Raw genomic sequence first — 22,644 nt, 5'->3', positions numbered from 1 at the left:
TCATCGGGATGAATACAGCCCCGGTCAGGTCCGGGCCGGGGCACACACCACAAAAATGCCGGACACATAAAGTCGTTAAATCAAGGAGAGGTAGAAATGAAAACCGTAAAGCGTTTGGGCGCAGCCGCCCTTGCAACCGCGATGCTGATGGGCAGCACCTCGATGGCATTCGCAGAGCCGAAGGTTCTTAAATTCGCGCACGACAACAAGACCGACCTGTTTGAAAACCCGGCACATGCCTGCACGGCTGTTTTCGCCAACATCGTCGAAGCCGACACCAACGGCGAAATCGAAGTCGAAGTTTATCCGTCCAACCAGCTTGGTTCGGCTGCCGAACATGTCCAGATGGTGCGTGATGGCCTGATCCAGGGCACGCTGACATCGACCGGTGCGCTGGCGTCTTACTATCCGCGCATCGATGTTCTGAACCTTGCCTTTGCGTTTGATAGCAACGCATCGACCTATGATGTGTTTGATGGCCCGTTTGGCGAAACTCTCGCAAGCGATATCGAAAATGAACTTGGTGATGTGAAGGTTCTTGGCTTCCCGGATACCGGCGGGTTCTTTGCTGTGACCAACTCGCAGCATTCGATTGCAACACTTGAAGATTTCAAGGGTATCCGCATTCGTACCATGTCACTGCCATCCCATCAGAAAATCATGCAGGCCCTTGGTGCCGAAGCATATCCGATGGCTTGGGGCGAAGTTTATGCCGGTCTTCAGACCGGTGTGATCGATGGCCAGATGAACCCGGTTCCGACCGTGACCTTTGTCAAATTCAACGAAGTTCAGGGCTATCTGACCCTGACCAACCACCTGTTCTCGCCTTACACCATGATGCTTTCGAAGGCATTCTGGGATGACCTGACCGCCGATCAGCAGAAAATCATTCGTTACGCGGCACAGTCTTGCGTGGTTGCAAGCCGTGGCGTGTCGCGCGTGATCGAGGCTTCTGATCGTGGTCTGGCCGGTCTGAAGGACAAAATGGAAATCACCGCGCTGTCGTCCGAAGATCGCGAAAAGTTCAAAGAGGCGACCCAGCCGGTCGTGGTCAAACACGTTCAGGAAAGCCTTGGCGATGAAGGTGTCAAACTTCTGAACCTGTTCAAGGAAGAAGTCGAGAAGGCCAACGCCAACCGCTACATGGAATAAGCCATTCCAATTGCCGAAGGGGCGGGGTTCTCGCCCCTTCGGAATTCTTTAGCTGATATCAAAAGACCAATAACAAAGGCACGGGCCATGCGGATTTTTTGCGCCTCGATTGCAACCGAGACCAATACATTTTCACCTTTGCGCACTGATTTTTCCGATTTTCAGGAAAGCTTTTATGCCCCGCCGGGCCAGCATCCGGTTACACCGACACTTTGCAGTGCCGTCTTTACCGAAGGTCGCCTGCGCGCGGCCAAGGAAGGCTGGGATTTGATCGAAGGGACCGCGACATGGGCGGAACCAGGCGGGCTGGTTAATCGTCAAACTTATGAACAGTTGCGCGACGAGGTGCTTGGTCAATTGCGTGCGGCCATGCCGATCGATGGCGTGATCCTTGGTCTGCATGGGGCGATGGTTGCCCAGGATTACCTTGATTGTGAAGGTGATCTGGTGGCACGTGTGCGCGCACTGGTCGGTCCTGATGTTGTGATAGGCACCAGTTATGATCCGCATAGCCATCTGAGCGCAAAACGCGTTGATAACGCCGACATCATTGTCGCGTTCAAAGAATTCCCGCACACCGACTTTGTTGAAACCGGGCGGGCCGTGGTTGATCTTGTCCTGCACACATTGCGCGGCGAAATCAAGCCAACCAAGGAAGTTTTTGACTGTCATATGATCGAGGTCCTGCCGACCTCACGCGAACCGATGCGATCGTTCATTGATCGGGCAAAGGCAATGGAAGGAACGGGGGATATTTTATCGGTATCCTTCATTCACGGATTTATGGCCGGCGACGTGCCCGATCTTGGGGCCAAGGTGATTGTCACCACCAACGATAACCCTGCGGAAGCCAAGCAGATAGCACACGACCTGGGGGTTGAGTTGTTTGGTTTCCGTGGGGCCACCCGCCCGAGATTCGTAATACCCGACGAGGCCCTTGATCAGGCCTTGGCGTCGGACGCCAAACCGATTGTCCTGACCGATGTCTGGGATAATCCGGGCGGTGGTGTGCCGGGTGACAGCACCATTTTGCTGCGTGCGGTGATTGAACGCGGTTTGCGCGATTATGCCTTTGGCACCCTGTGGGATCCGATGGCAGTCCGGACCTGTTTTTCCGCGGGCGAGGGCGCAGTTTTACCCCTGCGTTTTGGTGGGAAAACCGGCGCGCATGCCGGCTTGCCAATTGATGCCGAGGTCCGGGTCAAAACGCTAAAACGTGATGCCTGGCAGTATTTCGGTGAAAGCATCGTGCCGCTTGGCGATTGTGCGGTGATCATCCTGCCGGACGGGGGTGAGGTGATCCTTAATACCAACCGGTCGCAAAGCTTTGACCCCAGCCTGTTTTCCAACATGGGGATTGATCCGGTATCGAAGAAATACCTGTTTATCAAATCGACGAACCATTTTTATGACTCGTTTGCCAAGATCGCGGGCGAGATCATTTATGTCGATGTGCACGGACCATACCCGTCCGACCCGAAAACCAACGGATATCGCCATTTGACCCGCGACCTGTGGCCAATTGTCGAAGATCCGTTTGAAAAAAAGGTCGGTTAGAAAGTTTACCTTGTGCCAGTCGAACGCGGTTCAAAAGCCACACATTCGAACCGTTCAAAGTCTCCCTGCGAAAGACTGGTCAAGGATTGGGCCATGATTGGGTTTAATGCCCGGTCATGGCTCTTTTTTTGTGGGGGCATGGTCTGTTGTGCGCAATTAAAATTGCCTGCATTTGGTGAAGTGATTGCAAACAGCCCGAATTTAAAGAAAGATTGAGCCGGTGACGTAATCTTACTGGAAAAATCGAGGTATCAATGGGTTGGGGTGGTTTCACATCTGCAGAGCTGGAATGGCAATATAATCCGCGCGAAACCGTGCCGGATTTCATGACCCATTTCGAACGGTTCGTGAAACTGTCCGACGAAACGCGCGCCCAGATGGGCGGCAAGATTGATGTCCGTTTTGGCGATGGTCCTAAGGAAACCATGGATGTTTTCATGGCCTCCGATCCCGGCGCGCCGGTGCATGTGTTTTTCCATGGTGGTTATTGGCGCAGTCAGGACAAAAAGGACTATGCGTTTGTCGCGCGCGATCTGGTAGCGGCAGGCTTTACGGTAATTTGCCCGAATTATGATCTGTGCCCGGATGTCACGGTTGCCGACATCACCGAAGAAGCCGTGCGCGCGATTACCTATATCTATCAGCATATCGAAGAATTTAACGGCGACCGCGACCGGATTTCGATTTCCGGCCATTCGGCAGGTGGTCAAATCGTCGCCCGCCTTGCGACCCATGATTGGGCTGAAACGCTTGGCGATGCGATGCCGTTTGAGGCCATTGTGCCGATTGCGGGTGTTTTTGATCTTGAACCGATCCGGCACACGACGATCAATGATGATGTCCGCCTTGACGAAGCATCAGCTGCCGACAATTCACCGATGCTCGATGGTGTGCCGCTTGATGCGCGTTTGATGGTTGTGGTTGGCGGCAATGAAAGCCCCGAATTTGTCCGCCAAAGCGATGCCTATGGTGCTTATTGCGGCAGTGCCGGGCTTAAGGTTTCGGTCTATAAGGCATGGGGTGCCAACCACTTTACCGTGCTTGAAGAAGTGTTCCTTGGCACCGGATCCCTGTTTGGCACGCTCAAACGGTTTTTGTTGCCGTAAATCGCGCTGATATTCCTTCAAAACAGCATAAAAAACTGCTGGTCTTCCTGTGACGTGCGTGGCTCAACGTGGTATAAAATATGACCGCTACCGCACTGATAACAAAAATGCTTATACAGGAAGGCCCATGCGTTTCATTACTGCCGAAGATATCGAAAAATTCGTCTCGCCCCGTGATCTGGTCGAAGCCCTTCGCGACGGGTTTGAACAAGGCTGCAAAGCACCGCTGCGCAGTCATTTCAACATGGAACGCAGCAACGAGGATGACGCGACCTTCCTGATCATGCCTGCCTGGCAAAAAGATGGTGCAGCGGGTGTGAAAATCGCCGCCGTCGTACCGGGCAATTCGGCGCGCAATCTTCCGGCGGTATCGGGCACTTATGTTCTTTTGGATGCTGTCACAGGGCAACCGTCAGCCGTAATTGACGGCACCAAACTGACCACGCGCCGCACGGCCGCCGCATCCGCATTGGCATGTGATTATCTGGCGCGCAAGGATGCCCGCGACATGGTCATGGTCGGATCGGGTGCGATGGCACCGCAATTGATCAAGGCGCATGCATCGGTGCGCCCGATCAAGAATGTCACCATCTGGAACCGCAATCCCGAAAAGGCGGCAAAACTCGCCGCCGAGATTACCGAGCTCGGCTTTAACGCCAAGGGAACCGATGATCTGGAAGCGGCATGCAAGACGGCCGATCTGATTTCGTGCGCGACCCTTTCGACCGCACCGCTGGTGCATGGGGACTGGTTGCGTGAAGGTACGCATGTTGATCTGGTCGGCGCGTTCAAGCCGACCATGCGTGAAACCGATGACGCGGTCATGCAAAAGTGCCGCATCTATGTCGACAGCTTCGAAGGGGCCAGTGCCGAGGGTGGCGACGTCGTTCAGGCGATTGATTCCGGGGCGATTACCAAATCCGACATCATCGGCGATCTGTTTGGTCTGACACGCGGGCAGGTCAAGGGCCGCGAAACTGATAGCGAATGCACGGTCTTCAAATCGGTTGGTCATTCGCTTGAAGACTTCGTCGCGGCGGTCGCGGTGGTGAAGGCCGTCGAAAAATGATCAGCACCGATCTGTTTGCGCCAGAACCGCTTGAAGCCTTTCGCGGGCATATCAAGCCGGAATGGATTGATTTCAATGGTCATATGAATGTCGGCTATTACGTGGTGGCATTCGATCTGGGATCGATGGCGTTTCTGGATGCGGTGGGGATGGGATATACCTATCCCGAGCGGCGCGGCGGATCGACCTTCGGGCTTGAAATGCATGTGACCTATGATCGCGAAATTCATCAGGATGATCCATATGTCATCCATACCCGTGTTCTGGATTGCGATCAGAAACGCATTCACATGTATCATGAAATGCGCCATGGCACTGAGGGCTGGCTGGCTGCGACCAATGAAATCATCACCATGCATATCAACATGAAGGAACGGCGTTCGGCCCCGTTCCCCGATGACATCATGGAAACGCTAAACAGGATCAAGGACGCGCACGCCAATTTACCAATCCCATCCGGGGTTGGCCGCAAGATCGGCATTCGTCGCAAATAATCAAAAGCCCCGCATCATCGGATCGCGGGGTTTTGTTTTGGTCTTTGCGATGCGTTTTAGGGGCGGGTTGCCACATAAAGCCTGCACATTTCGCCAGACTGATTGACATCCTGATCGCGCAGATAAGTCAGGCCAAGCTTTTCAAGCATCCGAACAGACGCGATATTGTCAGGCAGGCAATAGCCATAAATCTTGTCAAACCCGTAGTGATGCCAACCATGATTAATCAGTGCCGAACTGACTTCATAGGCATATCCCTTGCCCTGATGTGTCTCGGTCACGGCATAGCCGATATCAGGTGCATCAAGCGTGTCACGCTTTACAAAGCCGATCAGGCCAATCGGGCTCTGGCCTTGTTTCTCCAGTGCAACGCACATCCCAAAGCCAAGCTTGTCATAGTTTTCGCGAAAACGCAGATCGATATAATCCCGCGCCGCCTGAAGGTCATGAATGTTGCGATCGCCGATAAACCGAAGCCATCCGGGCTCATTTAGCAGCTGAAGAATGAACGGGGCGTCGTCATGTGTGGCTTCTCGCAAAATTGTGCGTTCGGTTTGAACGATCATCACTGAACTGTCCGTGTTAAGGTGGCATCAAGAAGGATATTATCGGCACTTACCTGAAATAGCAGTATGATTTCACCCCGCAAAGGTCAGGAGAAAGACGATGCCCGGAAAACCGATCAAGGTGACATTTGAAGGGGCCCATGGTGCCGAACTGGCCGCGCGGCTGGACCTGCCGACTGGCCCGGTCAAGGCCTATGCGCTGTTTGCCCATTGTTTTACCTGTACCAAGGATCTGATTGCGGCCCGCAAAATTGCCGAGGCGCTCACGATTGAGGGCATCGGTGTGCTGCGGTTTGACTTTACCGGGCTGGGTGGATCGGGCGGTGATTTCGCCTCGACCAACTTTACATCCAACCTTGATGACCTTGAACGCGCGGCCGATTTCCTGCGTGACGCGTTCGAGGCCCCCAAACTTTTGATCGGACATTCACTTGGTGGGGCGGCGGTTCTGGCGGTGGCCGATCGCATCAAGGAGGCAACGGCGGTTGCAACCATCGGCGCACCGGCAGATGTCCATCACGTCACCCATAACTTTGCCGATCATCTTGATGAAATCCGCGAAAAGGGCGAGGCCCAAGTTTGCCTTGGCGGGCGGCCGTTTGTCATTCGCAAGCAGTTTGTCGATGACCTTGGTGGATATGATCTGCCAACACAGGTGGCGAAGATGAAAAAGGCGCTTCTGGTCCTGCATGCGCCGCTTGATCAGACTGTCGGGATTGAAAATGCCGGCAAGATTTTTGACGCTGCCAAGCATCCCAAAAGCTTTGTCTCGCTCGATCAGGCAGACCATTTGCTGAGCGATCCTGATGATGCGCAGTACGCTGCGTCCGTGATTGCCGCATGGGCAAAACGATATCTGCCGGCAGGCAAATCGGCAAAACCGGATATCGGCGAAGGTGTGATTGTCCGTGAAACCGGCCTTGGTAAGTTCCAGTCGATGGTCATGGCGGGCAAGCACCGCCTGCTTGCCGACGAACCGCAAAAGGTTGGCGGGCTCGATAGTGGACCGTCGCCCTATGATTATCTGTCAACCGCCCTTGGCAGTTGCACGGTAATGACGATCCGGATGTATGCCGATCATAAGGGGATCCCGATTGATTCCATCCGTGCTGAAGTCCTGCATCAAAAAGTCCATGCCGATGATTGCGCGGAATGCGGCGAACAGCATTCGGCAAAGGGCGGCAAGATCGACCGGTTCGAACGCATCATCCGGTTCACCGGCGATCTGGATGATGCAACCCGTCAACGCCTGATCGAGATTGCTGATAAGTGCCCGGTGCACAGAACGCTTGAGGCGACATCCCTGATCGTCACGCGCGAAGACCGGGTTTAGCCCGCCAGATTTCCGATGAAACAAAAAACGCCTGACCGGTTTCCCGTGTCAGGCGTTTCTTATTGATGCCAAAGTGACTTACGGCTTGGCCGCAATCACAATGAACTCAACCAGGTAATCCGGGGTGGCAAGCTTTGCTTCGCCGCAGGCACGACCCGGGGTGTGACCCTGCGGGACCCATGCATCCCAAACGGCGTTCATTGCCGCAAAGTCTTTCATGTCGGCAAGCCAGACGGTGGTCGACAGGATGTTTTCTTTGCTGGAGCCGCATTCGGCCAGAAGTGCATCAACCTTTTCAAGGCATTCCTTGGTCTGATTGGTGATGTCGCTGTCGGGGTTACCAACCTGACCGGCAAGATAGATGGTGTTGCCATGGACAACGGCCTGGCTCATACGCGGGCCGGTGTGAAGACGCTGGATGCTCATGAAACGCTCCTTGTTAAAGCATTGGATATATTATTCGAATTGAGATTTAGGTAGGACGCTTTTGCACACCGCACCAGTCGGCAATGAACAGGGCAAGCACCTCGGTGACTTCCATCATGGATGCAATCGAAACCCGTTCATCAATCCCGTGAATGCGTTCGGCCTTGGGGCCATAACAAGTCGCCGGGATGTTGCCATAAATCTGGAAAAAGCGCGCATCGGTCGTCGCGGTCGAGGCAAGGTTTCTGATCTCCTTGCCTGTCACTTCCTGATGAATGTCGCCAATCATCGACATCATCGGATGATTGATATCCATCTCGCAGCCTTCGGCCTGAAAACCGCGATAGGTGATCTCGATCTTGGCCCCTTTGCAGGAAGGGTGGTTATCAAGCGCGCTTTGCTTCACGGCCTCAACGGTTTCGCGCACCTTTTCAAGCTCCATGCCCGGATAGAACCCAACACGGATATCAGCGGTGCAAACCGGCGGCACGGTGGACGCCCATTCGCCGCCTTCAATCTTGCCCAGATTGAAGTTCACCGGATGGACATGCGCACCAAATGCCGCATGACGGTGGGTCGGGTGGTTCCAGATTTCCTCGACTTCCTTCAGGGTTTCAAAGAAACCAAAGGCCGCCTCAATCGCGTTGCTGCCAGCAGAGGTATCGAGAACATGTGCCGGGCTGCCCGATACATGGATCTGGAACCACATGACACCAAGCTGGGCGGTCATCAGGGTCTGGTTAAACGGTTCGGGAATGATGGCGCAATCGGCCTTGTACCCGGCATGCAGGCAGGCCAGTGCGCCATTGCCGGTACATTCTTCCTCGATCACCGATTGCAGGGTGACCGGGGCGGCGGGTTCAAGGCCAATATCGTGCAGGGCCTGAAGCGCCTGGCAATAGGCAATAATCCCGGCCTTCATATCGCCCGCACCACGGCCGTAAATCCAGTCATCCTCGACATGCGGGGTAAAGGGACCAAACCGCCATTGTTCCGCCGGACCGGTCGGCACGACATCCATATGACCATTGAGGATCAGGCTGCGCCCGGTCGGGTTTTGCGGGCGATGCAGGCCAACAACGTTTTCACGCCCGTCATAGCCGTCAATCACCGGCGGGGAAAAGCCCGGCTGATCGCGTAAGGCGCTGATATCAATCTTGACCCGTTCGACATCGAGCCCCATCGCAGCAAACTTGTTGGCAATCCAGTCCTGTGCCGATGCCTCGTTGCCAAGCAGGCTGTCATGACGCACCAGCGCGCACAAATCATCTATGGCACTTTGGGTGCGCTTTGAAACAGCTTCGCGAAGGGCAGCGCGATCAAAGTCTGTCATTGGTGGTTCTCCAAAAACGGCCGGTTCCGTTGATTTAGTTGCCGATGATTTACTTGCCGGTAACAAGGGTGGGGCGAGTTGCCGACAGGGCATCTTTGGTGACGCCAAGTTTTTCCATCTGCGGCGGGATACCCTTGCCCGTGATGATGCTTGCGGCATATTCGCCCATCGCCGGTGCGGTCTGAATGCCGTATCCGCCTTGACCGGCCAGCCAATAGAAACTGTCATCAGCGGGATCAAAGCTTGAAACCGGATCGCCATCAGCAAAGAAGCTGCGCAAGCCCGCCCAGCTTTCACCCGGGCGGCGGACCTCGATGCTGGTGGCCGTCATCAGGCGATCAATGGTAATCGCGATATCAAGTTCTTCGGGCTGAACATCATGCGGCTCGGTCGGTGTGGTGTCTGCCGGCGACACCAGCAAGCGACCGGCATCTTCCTTGAAATAAAGCGTCTCATCAAGGCTTGCGACCAACGGCCAGCCATGCGGCTTTACGTCGGCCGGAACATCAACCATCACCGCTGTGCGGCGTTTGGGCACGATGCCAAGCGGTTTGACACCGGCCTTGGTCGCGATGTCATCAGCCCAAGCACCGGCGGCATTTACAACGACATCACCGGTATAGACATCACCTTTGGCGAGTGTGACTTGCCATTTGCCATCTGCCTTGCCAATCGCGCTGACATCGGCCTTGGTGATCAAGGTGCCGCCAAGCGCCTTGAACTGGCGAATAAAGCCCCAGTGCAGTGCATGCACATCAATATCCATGGCATCGGGTTCATATGCCGCCTTGGCAACTCGGTCGGTATGAATGACCGGCACGATTTCCTTGAGCTCATCTGGCGTCAGTTCAACAAAGTTGGCACCATTCGCGCGGCCCTCCGACAGGATGGCGTCAAGCTCGGCTTCTTCGCCGGGGGCTGCGGTCATGATGATGCCGCGCGGGGTCAGGATCGGGTTTTCGGTAAATCCATCTGGTGGGGTGATGAAGAAAGCCCGACTGGCGGTTGACATCTTGCGGATGATTTTCGGGCCATAGGTTTCGCTATAAAGCGCAGCCGACCGCCCGGTGCTGTGATAGCCCGGCTGGTCTTCGCGTTCTAGGACGGTGACGGATTTACCCGCCTTGGCCAAAAAGAATGCAGCTGACATTCCGGCAATGCCGCCGCCGATAATCAGGATGTCCGAATGGGTCATGTGGGGCCTTCTTAAATCGTGTTTGTTGTGCTGGTCGCGCCAAAGCCACTGATGAATTGATACAGGTTTTCTGCAAGCGTTTCACTAACATAGCCACCTTCCTGCACTAACACGGTTGGGCGCGAAAGCGTGGCAATTTTTTCGCCGATCCGGGCAAAACCATCGGGGCTTACTGTCAGCCCACCAAACGGATCATCACGCGATGCATCAAGGCCAAGCGCAATGACAACCGCATCAGCACCGAAATCGTCGATCTTTGCCAATGCCCGGTCAAGCGCATCAAGAAACACCGCATCACCACTGCCAAGGGGCAGGGGTTGATTATGGTTAAAGCCAAGCCCGTCTTTTTCCCCGATCTCCTCGGCGTGACCCCAGTAAAACGGATAAAAATCCAGCGGGTCGGCATGGATCGACAGGGTCATGACATCAGACCGGTCATAGAAAATATGCTGCGTGCCGTTACCGTGATGCAGGTCGATATCAAGGATCGCGACGCGGTCATGTTTTGCGCGCAGTTCCTGGGCTGCAATCGCACTGTTGTTCAGATAACAAAACCCGCCTGCAAGATTGCCACTGGCATGGTGTCCGGGTGGGCGGCAAAGGGCATATGCGTTATTCGCCCCCTGATCACGGACATGCAGGGCCGCGGCAATTGCGGTTTGCGCACTGGCATAGGCCGAGTTCCACGTCGTTTCTGATACCGGGCAGGATGTATCGCCAAGATGAAAACCGGCTTTGCCCGCCGGATGGCGCGGGTAAGGACCGTTGCGATCAAACGGATGGATATTTGGAATAACCTGTTCCGCGCCGCCGACATTTTGCCATTCATCATGAATGGTCTGCAGGAAGTTCAGATATTGCGCATCGTGAATGGCCGCAATCGGGGCAAGGCCTGCATCAGTAGGACTTTGAAGATCAAGACCCAGACGTGATACGGCACCGCGCAGAATTTCGGCGCGCTTCGGGACTTCCGGGATCGGCTTCTTCTCGCCCGCGACAATGAATGTCTTGCCGTGATGGCGAAGCTGATCGTCTGAGAAATAGGCATGCATCATCTCTGCCGCCTTTCAGTGAATGCGTGGTCAAACGGTGGTGGCTTTGTCGGTCCTGCCGTCAGAAGGCGACCTTGTCGCCACCTTTCAGGCTCAGAAGCGCACGGGCCTCATCCGGGGTTGCGATTTCAAGCGACAACCCGTCAAGCACTTCGCGGATTTTGCGCACCTGTGATGCGTTGTCTGGCGCCAGCTCGCCCTTTTTCAGATACAGGTTATCTTCAAGGCCGACCCGCACATTGCCACCCATCGCGGCTGACATGCTGCCAAGTGGCATCTGATGGCGTCCGGCGCCGAGGACTGAAAACTGGTACTGATCACCAAACAGCTTGTCAGCGGTGCGTTTTAGATGGGCTAGATTGTCTGGATCCGCGCCAATGCCGCCCAGAACGCCCAACACGAACTGGATGAAAATCGGCCCCTTGATCAGGCCGCGATCGACAAAATGCGCGAGCGTGTATAGATGGCCGACGTCATAGCATTCAAACTCGAACCGGGTGCCATTGGCCTCCCCGAGATCGGCCAGAATGGTTTCAATGTCCGAAAAGGTGTTTTTGAAAACAAAGTCGCGGCTGCTTTCAAGGAATTCAGGTTCCCAGTCATGTTTCCATTCGCTGCGCCCGGCAAGGGCCGGGAACAGGCCGAAATTCATCGTGCCCATGTTCAGTGACGCCATTTCCGGCGCGGCTTCGCGTGCGGCCCGGATGCGGTCACGAACATTCATGTTCATGCCGCCACCGGTGGAAATGTTGATCACTGCATTGGTTGCCGCCTTGATTTTTGGCAGGAACTGCATGAACACATCCGGATCCGGGCTTGGATACCCCGTTTTGGGATCACGCGCATGCAGATGCAGGATCGATGCCCCGGCATTGGCAGCATCAATCGCCTGCGTTGCGATCTCATCGGGTGTGACCGGCAAATGCGGGCTCATGGAAGGGGTATGAACCGATCCGGTAATCGCACAGGTGATGATGACTTTGCGGCTCATGCGAAGGCTCCTGCGACTACGAGTTCGTCTTGCAGTTCGCTCAGTGCCTTGCGCAGCGGCACCAGAATGTCTGCAAACTGTTCCTTGGTAATCGTCATTGGCGGGCAGACCATGACATGATCACCGCGATACCCGCCGCGTGTGCGCCGCCAGTAAATGATCAGGCCCATGTCATAGGCGATATCAACCAGTCGCGCTGCCGCCATGTGTTTGGGATCAATCGGCTCCATGCTGTCGCGATCCTTGACCAGTTCGATCGCCAGCAACAAACCCTTGCCACGCACATCACCGATCATCGCGAAATCATCGGCAAGCTTGGTCAATTCATCCTTGAGTGCCGCACCGTTGGTCGCAGCATTTTCAAGCAGATTGTCTTCTTCAATCACATCAAGAACACCATTACCCGCCGCACAGGCCAACGGGTTGCCGGCATAGGTATAGCCATGAATAAACCCGCCATGATCAAGCACCGGACCAACGATCCGATCCGGTGCGATCATCGCACCAAGTGGCGCATAACCGGCGGCCAGTCCTTTGGACACGGCAAGGATATCGGGCACGATGCCCCAATGCTCGGCGGCGAAATACTTGCCGGTACGACCGGCCCCCGTCATGACCTCGTCATAGATCAGAAGAATGCCGTATTGATCGCAAATCTCGCGAATACGGCCATAATAGCTGTCGGGTGCAACCAGTGCGCCAGTGGCAGCCCCACCGACTGGTTCCATGATGAAGCCAAGAACTGTTTCCGGGCCCTGTTTGATGATTTCGGCTTCAAGCATGTTGGCATATTTGATGCCGCGCTCATGATCGCTCAGATCATCACGATCCAGATAGCATGTCGGGGCGGGAATTTTCGGCTGATCGACCATCATCGGGGCAAAGGGCGCATGCATCGGCGTATAACCGGTAATGGCAAGCGCACCCAGTGTCGCACCATGATAGCTCGGAAAGCGTGAGATGATCTTTGTACGCTGTGCCTGGCCCTTGGCCAGTGCATATTGCCGGGCAAGCTTGATGCAGCTTTCAACCGCCTCCGACCCGCCGGAAACAAAGAAGACGCGTTCAAGATCACCCGGTGCACGGTCGGCAAGGCGGATGGCAAGGTCTTCGGCCGCGTCATTTTCGAAATGCAGGCGATAGGCGAAGCTGGCCTTTTCAAGCTGCTTGGTCATTGCGGCGATTACGCGCGGGTCGCTATGGCCGATATTGCTGACCATGGCACCACTGGACGCATCGATATAACGTTTGCCATCGACATCCCACATATAAACGCTTTCTGATCGTTCGATCAGCGGGCGGCGGGACCGGCTTTGATAAAACAGACGGGATTCCCGGTTATGTCCGACGGGGCTTTTGGGATCATGCGTCATTCTGGTGGCTCTCCTGAACCGGCGGAGGATTAATCCTGATGGCCGGGTAACAACACACAATTACGGGCCGCGATATGCATGAAGATATCGGCCCCTTCCTTATGGGGGTGGGTATCAATCGGGTTGATGACCTGCCAGTCGCGGCCATTGGCCTCGACAAAGTAACGGGCCTGTTGGCCCAGATAGTCAACGGTTTTGACCTTGCCGGGGATCGAGATTACGCCATCGGTGGCGCGGTTTTCCTCGGAAAGATCAATTTTCTCGGCCCGGATTACGGCGCGAACATCTTTTGAATTCTTTGCCTTGGCGGTCTGCTCGTCCGTGGTCAGCAATGTCTCACCGCTTTCAAGTGCCACCTGGGTAAAGGCGGCATCCGGGCTGCCAAGGTTGGCTTGGATGATATTGGAATGACCAAGGAAGTCGGCAACAAAGGCCGATGCCGGATTGTTGTAAACTTCTTCGGGCGCGCCTTCCTGTTCGACAAAACCATTATTCATGACAACCAGCTTGTCGGACATGGCAAGCGCCTCGGACTGGTCATGGGTGACGAACACTGTGGCAACGCCCAGTTCGCGCTGGATGCGTTTGAGCTCCACACGCATTTCTTCGCGCAGATTGGCATCAAGGGCCGAAAGCGGCTCATCAAGCAGCAACACATCCGGCTCAATCACAATCGCACGCGCGAGCGCAATACGTTGCTGCTGACCACCGGAAAGCTGATTGGGATAACGGTCTGCGACATGGGGCAGTTGCACAAGATCAAGCGCCTTGTTGACCTTCTCAGCAATGTCGGCCTTGGAAACCTTGCGGTATTTCAGGCCAAAGGCGATGTTGTCAAAGATCGTCTTGTGCGGGAACAGGGCATAGTTCTGAAACACAAGGCCAAGGTTGCGTTTGTGGATCGGCAGGCTGTTGACCCGTTTACCGCGGATCAGAAGATCCCCCTCGGTGATATCGGTCAGACCCGCAATCATGCGCAGCGTCGTTGTCTTGCCGCAGCCCGACGGACCGAGGAAAGTTACAAAGCTGTTGTCCGGGACGGTCAAATCAATGCGTTTGACGGCGGTGAATTCACCAAACCGTTTAACGACATTGTGCAGTTCAACAGCGTTTTGTCTGTCTGCCATTGTTAGATACCCTGTCTGAATTGCGCCGCACCCGTCATAAGGCGGCAAGTCTGTCCTGGCCGGTTGTGCACGGCCAGGACACAGTTTCAGGCAAGCAGGCGGGGCTTAGTAGCCGCGCTGCACACGCGAGAACGTTTTCGACCAGTCGGCTTCGTTTTCGTTCCAATAGGCCGGATCGAAGAAGCTCAGCGATGTGAGCGTGCCGGTCGGATCAAATGCCGGAAGCGTCGGGATGATTTCACCCAGATCAACTTTCTGCGGATCAAGGGCTGGCGGATAGCTTTGACCTTCGGCAACCGCAATCGCGACTTCCGGTTCCAGCATGAAGTTCAGAAGCTCTTCACAGGCGGCCATCGGGCTGCCACGCAGCACGAACAGGCATTCCTGCCAGCCAAGGCCACCGGCCGGATCAAGATAACCAATGTCATGGCCCTGATCCTGCAGCGCCTTGATGCGGCCAGACCAGCCTTCGGTGACATAGATTTCTTCTTCGGCAAGAAGGCTCATAAGCTCCGCCCCCGACGACCAGTATTTCAGCGCAAGATCGCGGTGCGCACGGATCATGTCCCAAACTGCGTCGATATCCTTGATGTTGTTCGGATACTGATCGGACTGAAGCGCGCCATACCAGATACGGGTCTTCCATTCACCCCAACCGCCGATTTTGCCCTTATAGGCCTCATCGACCATCAGCTTGGCACCCTTGGCCTTGGCTTCGTCGTCGCTGATATATTTGCGGTTATAGGCAATGCCGGTGGTGCCATAGTCATACGGAACGGCCGAAATCGTGCCACCGGTGATCTTGCGCAGCGGCTCGACCAAGGTCGGGATCACGTTTTTAAGGTTCGGAATGTTGTCTTCATTGAGTTCTGACGTCAGTTCCAGACCATGATAGCGGGCATAGTCAAACACACCTGACAGGTGGGCGAGGTTGAATTCGCCCGGCTGGCTGGCCTTGACGCGGGCAATATATTCATCCGCACCGCCAAAGGTGCCCGAAACCACTTCAATGCCGGTTTTCTTGGTGTAGGGGGCAAATGCATATTTTTCGAATGCCTCGGAAACAACGCCGCCCCAACCGTCAAAGCGGACCTGTTCCGGGGTTGCGGCCATCGCCTTGCGGGCCAGCATGCCCATCGGGCCGCCAGTGACCCCGGCAACAACGCCGGCCGCACCCAGTGCAGTCAGGAAAGTACGGCGGTTGATGTCCCCGTCGCGAAAACGGGTAAGTAGGCGTTCATAACGTTTGGTATCGTCCATTTAAGGCCTCCTGATAAAACGATATATCCGTTGATCGGTCTTGTTGTTTTGGTCTTGTTCTTGGTTTTGGCGGTTGTCCGCATTTTGCAAAAAGTTATTTCGATGCACTTGTCTTGCGCATGGCCATGACCCGCGCGATTGAGGCCGCGACAATTGGCAGGGCAATGGTGAACATCACCATCACAGCCCCCAGCGCGTTGATCTCCGGGCTGATGGAGTTGCGCAGCATGGCAAAGATCTGGGTCGGCACGGTTTCAACGCCCCCCGGCTTCCAGAACAGGGTGCCGGTGATGTCATCAAATGAAATCGTGAAGGCAAACAGCATCCCGGCCATGACAGCAGGCAGCATCAAGGGCAGGGTGACTTCAAAGAATGTCTGCACCGGTGTTGCGCCAAGGCTCATGGCGGCTTCTTCAACGTCGCGGCGTATGGACACAAGCCGTGCCTGAACCACCAGCACCACAAACGGCAGGGTAAAGACCACGTGGCCCATCAGCAGAAGCCCAAAGCTTTTGGGCATCGACAGGAATTGCAAAAACAGCAGGAGAGCCACAGCCAGAACGACTTCCGGGATCAGGATTGGGGCAACCAACAATGTGGAGATGGTCCGTTTCCCGGGGAAATCGTATCTGACCATGGCAAGGGCGGCGAGGGTGCCAAGCGTTGTTGAAATGGCGGCGGTTAGGACGCCAAGCAAAAGCGACGTCTTGAACGCGCGCACAATCGCATCATTGTTCCAAAGTGCTTCAAACCAGCGGAATGAAAAACCTTCAATCGGGAAACTGCCGAACTGATTGGCGTTAAACGCCAACAGGATGACAACGGCCACCGGCGCAAACAGGAACAGATAAACAAGGATTGTGGCAATGCGGATGACTGACCAACCGGACATCATTTGCTGCTCCCTTACTTGAAACTCTTGGCGATCTGATCGATGCCGAGATAGCGGGTGTAAATGATGACCAGCGCCCCCAGAAGCGCCAGCAGGACAAGCGAAAGTGCGGAGCCAAGCGGCCAATTGAGCTGTGTGACGATGGCTTCGAACACGAGGTTGGCAAACATCGCATCACGTGGCCCACCCAGAACAATCGGGGTGATATAGGTGCCCGCCGCCAGCACAAAGCACAGCAACGATCCCGCAGCCAAGCCGGGCATGGACAGCGGCAAGGTGACTTCACGAAACGCCTGAAAGCCGGTGCAGCCAAGGCTTTGGGCGGCCTCGGTCAGGTTCTTGTCGATGCCATCCAGGCTGACATAGACATTCAAAATCATGAAGGGCAGCAGATAATGCACAAGACCCAGAACCACGGTTTGTTGGTTATAAAGCATCTGGACCGGGTCATCGATGATACCGATCGAGATCAAAAGTGTGTTGAGTGCGCCCGAAGTGCCCAGAATATTGATCCACGACATCGTTCTGATGATGTAGCTGATCCAGAATGGCAGCACCAGCAACAGCAACAGGAATGCCTTGGATTTCATCCGCGTATTGGCAACGAAATAGGCCGGGATATAGCCGACAAACGCGCAAATAACCGTGGTGTAAAAGGCAATCAAAAGGGTCTGGAACAGGATATCGCGATAAAACCGATCGCCAAGGACCTCAATCCAGTTATCCAGATAAAAGCCAACCTGATCGGCCCCGGTCGCGGTCCGCAACCAGAACGAATAAACGACAATGAACAGCATTGGCACGATCAGCAGAAGGCTGATGGTTGCCAGTGACGGTGATAGCAGCACCCACGGAGTCCTGCGGGCTCCGGCGACATCTGCGGCCATTTGTGCCTCCCGTTATTGTCTGCGGTCAGTGCCGCACCCGGTTATTTGGCCGTGAAGAAATATGTTGGAGGCATTCCAACCCAGACTTGCGCATAGCGCAAATAGATAAGTAGAATAGATCCCATAGCCATTATCTATGAGTGGTGCTGGAAAGGTCGGAAAGGTCAGCAGAATGAACGAGTTGATGCGTCGGCAGTTCGACTGGAACTTGCTGCATACCTTTACCGTTATTGTCGAGGAACGCTCGATCACCGGGGCGGCTAACCGGTTATTGTTGCGCCAGCCCAGTGTCAGTAATGCCTTAAAACGGCTTGAAGATCAGATTGGCGCGCGCCTGATTGACCGTGAACGCGGCCGGTTTGAAGTCACCGAACAGGGACTGGCGCTGTATCACGAATGCCGCGAAATTTGCGGTGCCATCGGCCGACTGTCGGATGTGATGTCTGATAGTGGCAATCAGTTGACCGGGCATTTGCATATGTGGCTGGCCAGTCATGTGGTGTTTCCCCCCCTTGATGATGCCCTGTTTGAATTCAATCGCGCCCACCCCGAAGTCACGTATGAAATTGATGTTGCGACCTCGGTTAATGTCGTCGATCAGGTGCTGTCACAGCAGGCCAGCTTTGGCATCTGTCTGGTCAAGGAACGCCATCCCAGACTGGAATATCGCCGTTTGTATCGCGAACATTTCGGCTTTTTCTGCGGCCCGACCCATCATTTGTTCGGCCAAAAAGACCTGACCCTGGCCGATTTGCGTCGCGAGGCATTTGTGTCCTTCGCGACCGACCAGCTCAGCGATGCACTGGCCCCGGTCGCGGTCCTGCGTGCGCAGGAAGGCATGAAGGGCAAGGTGGTGGCCGTCAGCCCGCACCTTGAAGAAGTCCGTCGCCTGATTAATGCCGGGCTTGGTATCGGGCCCTTGCCGATCCACGTTGTGCAAAGTGCGACCGATCGTGGGCAGCTTTGGCGCCTGCCGCCCTATATTGATCCGCCGGCGATTGACATTTATCTGGTGACCAACCCGCGCATGTCACTGAGCCGTGCGGAACGGTTCTTTATCGAAAACCTGACTGCGCGACTGGATGCAGCACCGGATGGCTATTTTGTTTACCCATAAACTGTAAATTCGTCGGATCACGCCATTGGGACTTGCCACCGGGCAGGGTCTTGCGCAAGCATGCGGGCAAATTGAAGTTTGTTGTCAGGATTGAACATGAAGCTGATCTATTTCTCGTGGGTCAAGGACCGCATCGGCATGGCGGAAGAGGCCGTTGACCTTCCCGATACCGTCAAAACGGTTGCAGACCTGCTGGCGTGGTTGCCCGGGCGTGGCGAAAACTTTGCCAATGCCCTGGCTGATCCCGCGATCATTCGCGTTGCGGTAGATCAGGAATATGCCACACCCGACACCGACGTCACCAAAGCGACCGAGATTGCGTTGTTCCCGCCGGTTACAGGCGGCTAATTCATTCCTCATACAAAAGAGCGCCTTGTTTCCAAGGCGCCCTTTTAATCATCAGACTATTTGATCCGCTTAATCCGCAACCGATGCGGTTTGCGTCAAACTGTCAAAGAACTCTTTGCGGCCGAGCGTGCCGGTCACCTTGCCATCGCGGGTCAGGATGACCGGGTTCTGGGTGATGGATCGCATCTCGATCAGATCCTTAAGCAGCACATCTTCCTGCGCGACAAAGACAATCGAGTTGTCGGTCGCGTCCAGTTCATCGGGCAGGGTGCCGTCATAATTGATCAGCTTAAGCTCGCCGCGTTCGCCATTATTGGCAGAACGCACCACGCCATCCTGCAGGGTGACGCGGATATTGGCGTCTTCAAGCAGGAACTCGGTATTGCCGGATTTCTGATCACTATCAAGGCGATGCATGATCGCCCGCCCGCGCAGGATATTGACCGGGTTCATATGCGCCACGAAGTCTGCAACATATTCGTTAGCCGGGCGGAGCGCGATGTCTTCGGGCGTGCCATGCTGCACAACATAACCACCTTCCATGATGGCAATCGAATTGCCGAGTTTCATGGCTTCGTCAAGGTCGTGGCTGACAAACAGGATGGTTTTATTGAGCTTTTCCTGAAGGTCCAGCAACTCGTCCTGAAGACGGTTACGGATCAGCGGATCAAGGGCCGAGAACGGCTCGTCCATCAGAAGGATCGGCGCATCTGTGGCAAAGGCACGCGCCAGACCAACACGCTGCTGCATGCCGCCGGACAATTCATGGGCATATTTATTCGCCCATTTATCCAACCCGACAAGCGCCAGCTTTTCACGCACGATCTCGCGGCGCTCCGCCGGACCCATCCCGCCCAGTTCAAGGCCAAAGCCGACATTGTCTTCGACCGTTCGCCACGGGAACAGGGCGAATTGCTGGAAGACCATTGCGACACATTCGCGACGCAACTTGCGAAGGGTGGCGCCGTCACATTTGGTGACGTCTTCCATCCAATCGCCATCACGTACCCGAAGCGAACCGCGTGATACAGCGTTAAGGCCATTCACGCAGCGCAGAAGCGATGATTTGCCTGAGCCGGACAGACCCATCAGGACGCATATCTCACCCTGAGGCACATTGAAGGTCACATCGGCGACACCAAGGACATTGTTGGTGGCAGCTGCGATCTCTTCGCGGGTTTTGCCTTCGTCGAGCAGCTTAAGGGATTCTGCCTGACGATTACCAAAGATCACGTCAATATTCTCGAATTCAACAGCATTGCTCATGATCACTGCCCCGACTTTTCTTTGTGGTCACGACGGCAGATGCGGTCCAGCACGATGGCCAAAATCACAATTGCCAGACCGGCTTCAAAGCCTTGCGCGATATTCACCGTATTGAGCGCACGCACAACCGGCTTGCCAAGGCCATCTGCCCCGACGAGGGCTGCAATCACCACCATCGAAAGCGACAGCATGATACACTGGGTCAGGCCCGCCATGATCGATGGCATCGCCGATGGCAGTTCAACCTTGAACAGCAACTGGCGCGGCGTACAGCCAAAGCTTTCCCCAGCTTCAAGAAGGGATTTCGGCGTGTTGGAAATGCCAAGATGGGTCAGGCGGATCGGGGCGGCAATCGCAAAGATCACGGTCGAAATAAGGCCGGGAACGACACCCAGACCAAACAGGATCAGGGTCGGGATCAGATACACGAATGTCGGGATCGTCTGCATCAGATCGAGGACCGGGCGCATCGCCTGATGTAGCCACGGGCGGTGGGCGGATGCCACGCCAAGCGGCACACCAATCAACATGCAAAACAGCGTCGCATAGATCACCAGCGCCAGCGTTTCCATGGTTTCTTCCCAATAGCCAAGATTAACCACCAGCAACAAGGACAGAACCGTAAACGCCGTCAGTTTCCATGATTTGTGCAAGACAGCGGCAAGCGCCCCGAAGACTGCAATTATCAAAAGGGCCGGCAGCCACACCAGAAAATCGATGGTGTTTTCAATAATGAATTCGAGAACATCCGAAACGGTATAGAAAACGAAATCGGCATGTTCGTTCAGCGCATCCATCAGGGACGATATCCACTGTCCCAGCGGAATCTTCGTTTCCGTGAGCCATTCCATGCGAAAAAATCCGTTCAATGAGAATTAAGAAAAATACATCCGATGCGCCCGCATCGGCCGGAAGCCACAAATGGAAACCAGTGGCGGGCACATCGGTAAAATCAATCGCGGTGCTTAAAGACCAAGACCGGATTTGAGCGCTGCTTTGGCATCGCCACCGTCAAAGGTGGTTACACCGTCAAGCCATGCCATCGCGGCATCCGGGTTGGCTTTAAGCCATGCGGTCGCGGCTTCTGACGGATCGGTACCATCATTGAGGATCGCGTCCATGATTTCGTTTTCCATGGCGAGACTGAATTTCAGGTTGGTCACGAATTTACCCGCATTCGGGCATTCGTCGGTGTAACCGGCGCGCAGGTTGGTGTGAACAGTTGCACCGCCAAAGTTCGGGCCAAATACGTCATCGCCACCATCAAGATAGGCCATGTCGTATTTCGCGTTCATCGGATGCGGTTCCCAACCGAGGAAGACGATGAACTGATCGCGCGATGATTTGCGGTTCACCTCGGCCAGCATGCCCTGTTCGGAGGACTCAACAAGCTCGAACTCGCCCAGACCGAACTGGTTGCTGTCGATCATGTCCTGGATAAGACGGTTACCGTCATTGCCCGGCTCGATGCCATAAATCTCGCCATCAAGCTGATCCTTGAACTTGGCAATGTCTGCAAAGTCCTGAAGACCCGCATCAAAGGCGTTCTGGGTGACCGCAAGGGTGTATTTTGCACCTTCAAGGTTTGCACCGGTCGACACAACGGTGCCTTTATCAAGGTAGGGCTGAATATCGGCTGCCATGGTTGGCATCCAGTTGCCGAGGAAGACGTCAACGTCGCCATTGGCAAGGCTCGTGTAGGTGACCGGTACCGACAGCAATTCGGTTTCCGCAGTATAGCCAAGTGATTCAAGGATCACGGATGCGGTCGCTGTCGTTGCAGTGATGTCGGTCCAGCCCACATCAGAGAAAGTCACGGTTTTGCAGGCATCGCTATCAGCAGCTTTGGCACCCGCTGCACCCAGAAGGGTGGTTGCAATGATGGTGCTGCCAAGAAGGCGGCCGAACGTGGAAAGATTGGTCATGCTTCTGGTTCTCCCTTGTATAAACCTGATGTTGCTGATGACCGAAATTTGCCGGTCATCAGAATACGCTCGGTTCCGGAGGCCAGACGAACATCAACGCAACATACATGTCGCCAACACTCGCCCAGAGCCATCAGCCACGTTACCCCGAACGTGGTTGATGGGCCGGAATAAT

The 22,644-nt window shown here is 55.1% G+C and carries 22 protein-coding genes; 8 read left to right on the top strand and 14 right to left on the bottom strand.

Translation table 11 applies throughout. The features are described from left to right. Nucleotides 1–96 precede the first annotated feature (96 nt). The 5 genes from DY252_RS13725 to DY252_RS13705 all read left to right on the top strand — a co-directional run bounded on the left by DY252_RS13725 (nt 97) and on the right by DY252_RS13705 (nt 5,378). On the top strand, nt 97–1,152 hold the full coding sequence (locus tag DY252_RS13725) for a TRAP transporter substrate-binding protein (protein ID WP_064790478.1): 1,056 nt from the start codon (nt 97–99) through the stop codon (nt 1,150–1,152). An 87-nt stretch (nt 1,153–1,239) separates the two neighbouring features. Next, complete coding sequence (locus DY252_RS13720; RefSeq protein WP_064790477.1) at nt 1,240–2,709, top strand: M81 family metallopeptidase; 1,470 nt, start codon at nt 1,240–1,242, stop codon at nt 2,707–2,709. 254 nt (nt 2,710–2,963) lie between these two features. Beyond that, on the top strand, nt 2,964–3,815 hold the full coding sequence (locus DY252_RS13715; RefSeq protein ID WP_064790476.1) for an alpha/beta hydrolase: 852 nt from the start codon (nt 2,964–2,966) through the stop codon (nt 3,813–3,815). Between the two features lie 127 nt (nt 3,816–3,942). Then, a complete protein-coding gene (gene lhpI / locus DY252_RS13710; protein ID WP_064790475.1) occupies nt 3,943–4,884 on the top strand; it encodes a bifunctional Delta(1)-pyrroline-2-carboxylate/Delta(1)-piperideine-2-carboxylate reductase in 942 nt (313 codons plus the stop codon). Beyond that, complete coding sequence (locus tag DY252_RS13705) at nt 4,881–5,378, top strand: thioesterase family protein (protein WP_064790474.1); 498 nt, start codon at nt 4,881–4,883, stop codon at nt 5,376–5,378. The genes lhpI and DY252_RS13705 overlap by 4 nt, the downstream gene beginning before the upstream one ends. Before the next feature lie 56 nt (nt 5,379–5,434). Here DY252_RS13705 and DY252_RS13700 read toward each other — a convergent pair whose 3' ends face one another. Then, a complete protein-coding gene (locus tag DY252_RS13700) occupies nt 5,435–5,944 on the bottom strand; it encodes a GNAT family N-acetyltransferase (protein ID WP_082923608.1) in 510 nt (169 codons plus the stop codon). A gap of 100 nt (nt 5,945–6,044) precedes the next feature. On the opposite strand from DY252_RS13700, the gene DY252_RS13695 reads away from it, so the two are divergent. Then, on the top strand, nt 6,045–7,277 hold the full coding sequence (locus tag DY252_RS13695) for a bifunctional alpha/beta hydrolase/OsmC family protein (protein ID WP_064790472.1): 1,233 nt from the start codon (nt 6,045–6,047) through the stop codon (nt 7,275–7,277). Nucleotides 7,278–7,355: 78 nt separating this feature from the next. On the opposite strand, the gene DY252_RS13690 is transcribed toward DY252_RS13695, so the two are convergent. The 10 genes from DY252_RS13690 to DY252_RS13645 form a co-directional block, all read right to left on the bottom strand. Then, nucleotides 7,356–7,703, bottom strand: coding sequence for a RidA family protein (locus DY252_RS13690; RefSeq protein WP_008891872.1), 348 nt, complete (start codon nt 7,701–7,703; stop codon nt 7,356–7,358). A 46-nt stretch (nt 7,704–7,749) separates the two neighbouring features. Next, a complete protein-coding gene (locus DY252_RS13685) occupies nt 7,750–9,036 on the bottom strand; it encodes a M20 family metallopeptidase (protein WP_064790471.1) in 1,287 nt (428 codons plus the stop codon). A gap of 49 nt (nt 9,037–9,085) precedes the next feature. Then, on the bottom strand, nt 9,086–10,231 hold the full coding sequence (locus tag DY252_RS13680) for an NAD(P)/FAD-dependent oxidoreductase (protein WP_064790470.1): 1,146 nt from the start codon (nt 10,229–10,231) through the stop codon (nt 9,086–9,088). A gap of 11 nt (nt 10,232–10,242) precedes the next feature. Then, nucleotides 10,243–11,286, bottom strand: a complete 1,044-nt coding sequence (locus tag DY252_RS13675; RefSeq protein ID WP_129542732.1) for a histone deacetylase family protein — start codon at nt 11,284–11,286, stop codon at nt 10,243–10,245. A 58-nt stretch (nt 11,287–11,344) separates the two neighbouring features. After that, the gene (gene kce, locus DY252_RS13670; RefSeq protein WP_064790469.1) at nt 11,345–12,274 is read right to left on the bottom strand and encodes a 3,5-dioxohexanoate:acetyl-CoA acetone transferase; all 930 of its coding nucleotides are present in this window, start codon (nt 12,272–12,274) and stop codon (nt 11,345–11,347) included. Then, on the bottom strand, nt 12,271–13,647 hold the full coding sequence (locus DY252_RS13665) for an aminotransferase family protein (protein WP_064790468.1): 1,377 nt from the start codon (nt 13,645–13,647) through the stop codon (nt 12,271–12,273). Before DY252_RS13665 ends, kce begins: the two co-directional genes overlap by 4 nt. A gap of 29 nt (nt 13,648–13,676) precedes the next feature. Further along, a complete protein-coding gene (locus DY252_RS13660) occupies nt 13,677–14,774 on the bottom strand; it encodes an ABC transporter ATP-binding protein (RefSeq protein WP_064790467.1) in 1,098 nt (365 codons plus the stop codon). A gap of 105 nt (nt 14,775–14,879) precedes the next feature. Further along, nucleotides 14,880–16,034: an extracellular solute-binding protein gene (locus DY252_RS13655; protein WP_064790466.1), complete on the bottom strand. Its 1,155-nt coding sequence runs from the start codon at nt 16,032–16,034 to the stop codon at nt 14,880–14,882. Nucleotides 16,035–16,128: 94 nt separating this feature from the next. Beyond that, nucleotides 16,129–16,929, bottom strand: a complete 801-nt coding sequence (locus DY252_RS13650; protein ID WP_082923607.1) for an ABC transporter permease — start codon at nt 16,927–16,929, stop codon at nt 16,129–16,131. A gap of 11 nt (nt 16,930–16,940) precedes the next feature. Continuing rightward, complete coding sequence (locus DY252_RS13645) at nt 16,941–17,813, bottom strand: ABC transporter permease (protein WP_064790465.1); 873 nt, start codon at nt 17,811–17,813, stop codon at nt 16,941–16,943. A gap of 172 nt (nt 17,814–17,985) precedes the next feature. On the opposite strand from DY252_RS13645, the gene DY252_RS13640 reads away from it, so the two are divergent. Beyond that, on the top strand, nt 17,986–18,930 hold the full coding sequence (locus DY252_RS13640) for a LysR family transcriptional regulator (RefSeq protein ID WP_129542731.1): 945 nt from the start codon (nt 17,986–17,988) through the stop codon (nt 18,928–18,930). 96 nt (nt 18,931–19,026) lie between these two features. Continuing rightward, nucleotides 19,027–19,278, top strand: coding sequence for a molybdopterin converting factor subunit 1 (gene moaD, locus DY252_RS13635; protein WP_064790464.1), 252 nt, complete (start codon nt 19,027–19,029; stop codon nt 19,276–19,278). Nucleotides 19,279–19,347: 69 nt separating this feature from the next. Here moaD and choV read toward each other — a convergent pair whose 3' ends face one another. The 3 genes from choV to DY252_RS13620 all read right to left on the bottom strand — a co-directional run bounded on the left by choV (nt 19,348) and on the right by DY252_RS13620 (nt 22,469). Beyond that, nucleotides 19,348–20,544, bottom strand: a complete 1,197-nt coding sequence (choV, locus tag DY252_RS13630; RefSeq protein ID WP_064790463.1) for a choline ABC transporter ATP-binding protein — start codon at nt 20,542–20,544, stop codon at nt 19,348–19,350. A 2-nt stretch (nt 20,545–20,546) separates the two neighbouring features. Beyond that, on the bottom strand, nt 20,547–21,395 hold the full coding sequence (choW, locus tag DY252_RS13625) for a choline ABC transporter permease subunit (RefSeq protein ID WP_008891859.1): 849 nt from the start codon (nt 21,393–21,395) through the stop codon (nt 20,547–20,549). A 114-nt stretch (nt 21,396–21,509) separates the two neighbouring features. Further along, nucleotides 21,510–22,469 carry a choline ABC transporter substrate-binding protein gene (locus DY252_RS13620; RefSeq protein ID WP_064790462.1) on the bottom strand — a complete coding sequence of 320 codons (960 nt, stop codon included), beginning with the start codon at nt 22,467–22,469 and terminating at the stop codon, nt 21,510–21,512. Between the last annotated feature and the right edge of the window lie 175 nt (nt 22,470–22,644).

Source organism: Thalassospira indica (assembly GCF_003403095.1).
GTDB lineage: Bacteria > Pseudomonadota > Alphaproteobacteria > Rhodospirillales > Thalassospiraceae > Thalassospira > Thalassospira indica.
The sequence above is the reverse complement of the archived record's forward strand: the minus strand, read 5'-3'. Positions and strand labels throughout refer to the sequence as shown.

Excerpts from the sequence above, each read along its gene's own strand:
- DY252_RS13725 (WP_064790478.1), top strand. The coding sequence starts at position 97 with ATGAAAACCGTAAAGCGTTTGGGCGCAGCCGCCCTTGCAACCGCGATG.
- DY252_RS13720 (WP_064790477.1), top strand. The coding sequence starts at position 1,240 with ATGCGGATTTTTTGCGCCTCGATTGCAACCGAGACCAATACATTTTCA.
- DY252_RS13715 (WP_064790476.1), top strand. The coding sequence starts at position 2,964 with ATGGGTTGGGGTGGTTTCACATCTGCAGAGCTGGAATGGCAATATAAT.
- lhpI (WP_064790475.1), top strand. The coding sequence starts at position 3,943 with ATGCGTTTCATTACTGCCGAAGATATCGAAAAATTCGTCTCGCCCCGT.
- DY252_RS13705 (WP_064790474.1), top strand. The coding sequence starts at position 4,881 with ATGATCAGCACCGATCTGTTTGCGCCAGAACCGCTTGAAGCCTTTCGC.
- DY252_RS13700 (WP_082923608.1), bottom strand. The coding sequence starts at position 5,944 with ATGATCGTTCAAACCGAACGCACAATTTTGCGAGAAGCCACACATGAC.
- DY252_RS13695 (WP_064790472.1), top strand. The coding sequence starts at position 6,045 with ATGCCCGGAAAACCGATCAAGGTGACATTTGAAGGGGCCCATGGTGCC.
- DY252_RS13690 (WP_008891872.1), bottom strand. The coding sequence starts at position 7,703 with ATGAGCATCCAGCGTCTTCACACCGGCCCGCGTATGAGCCAGGCCGTT.
- DY252_RS13685 (WP_064790471.1), bottom strand. The coding sequence starts at position 9,036 with ATGACAGACTTTGATCGCGCTGCCCTTCGCGAAGCTGTTTCAAAGCGC.
- DY252_RS13680 (WP_064790470.1), bottom strand. The coding sequence starts at position 10,231 with ATGACCCATTCGGACATCCTGATTATCGGCGGCGGCATTGCCGGAATG.
- DY252_RS13675 (WP_129542732.1), bottom strand. The coding sequence starts at position 11,286 with ATGATGCATGCCTATTTCTCAGACGATCAGCTTCGCCATCACGGCAAG.
- kce (WP_064790469.1), bottom strand. The coding sequence starts at position 12,274 with ATGAGCCGCAAAGTCATCATCACCTGTGCGATTACCGGATCGGTTCAT.
- DY252_RS13665 (WP_064790468.1), bottom strand. The coding sequence starts at position 13,647 with ATGACGCATGATCCCAAAAGCCCCGTCGGACATAACCGGGAATCCCGT.
- DY252_RS13660 (WP_064790467.1), bottom strand. The coding sequence starts at position 14,774 with ATGGCAGACAGACAAAACGCTGTTGAACTGCACAATGTCGTTAAACGG.
- DY252_RS13655 (WP_064790466.1), bottom strand. The coding sequence starts at position 16,034 with ATGGACGATACCAAACGTTATGAACGCCTACTTACCCGTTTTCGCGAC.
- DY252_RS13650 (WP_082923607.1), bottom strand. The coding sequence starts at position 16,929 with ATGATGTCCGGTTGGTCAGTCATCCGCATTGCCACAATCCTTGTTTAT.
- DY252_RS13645 (WP_064790465.1), bottom strand. The coding sequence starts at position 17,813 with ATGGCCGCAGATGTCGCCGGAGCCCGCAGGACTCCGTGGGTGCTGCTA.
- DY252_RS13640 (WP_129542731.1), top strand. The coding sequence starts at position 17,986 with ATGAACGAGTTGATGCGTCGGCAGTTCGACTGGAACTTGCTGCATACC.
- moaD (WP_064790464.1), top strand. The coding sequence starts at position 19,027 with ATGAAGCTGATCTATTTCTCGTGGGTCAAGGACCGCATCGGCATGGCG.
- choV (WP_064790463.1), bottom strand. The coding sequence starts at position 20,544 with ATGAGCAATGCTGTTGAATTCGAGAATATTGACGTGATCTTTGGTAAT.
- choW (WP_008891859.1), bottom strand. The coding sequence starts at position 21,395 with ATGGAATGGCTCACGGAAACGAAGATTCCGCTGGGACAGTGGATATCG.
- DY252_RS13620 (WP_064790462.1), bottom strand. The coding sequence starts at position 22,469 with ATGACCAATCTTTCCACGTTCGGCCGCCTTCTTGGCAGCACCATCATT.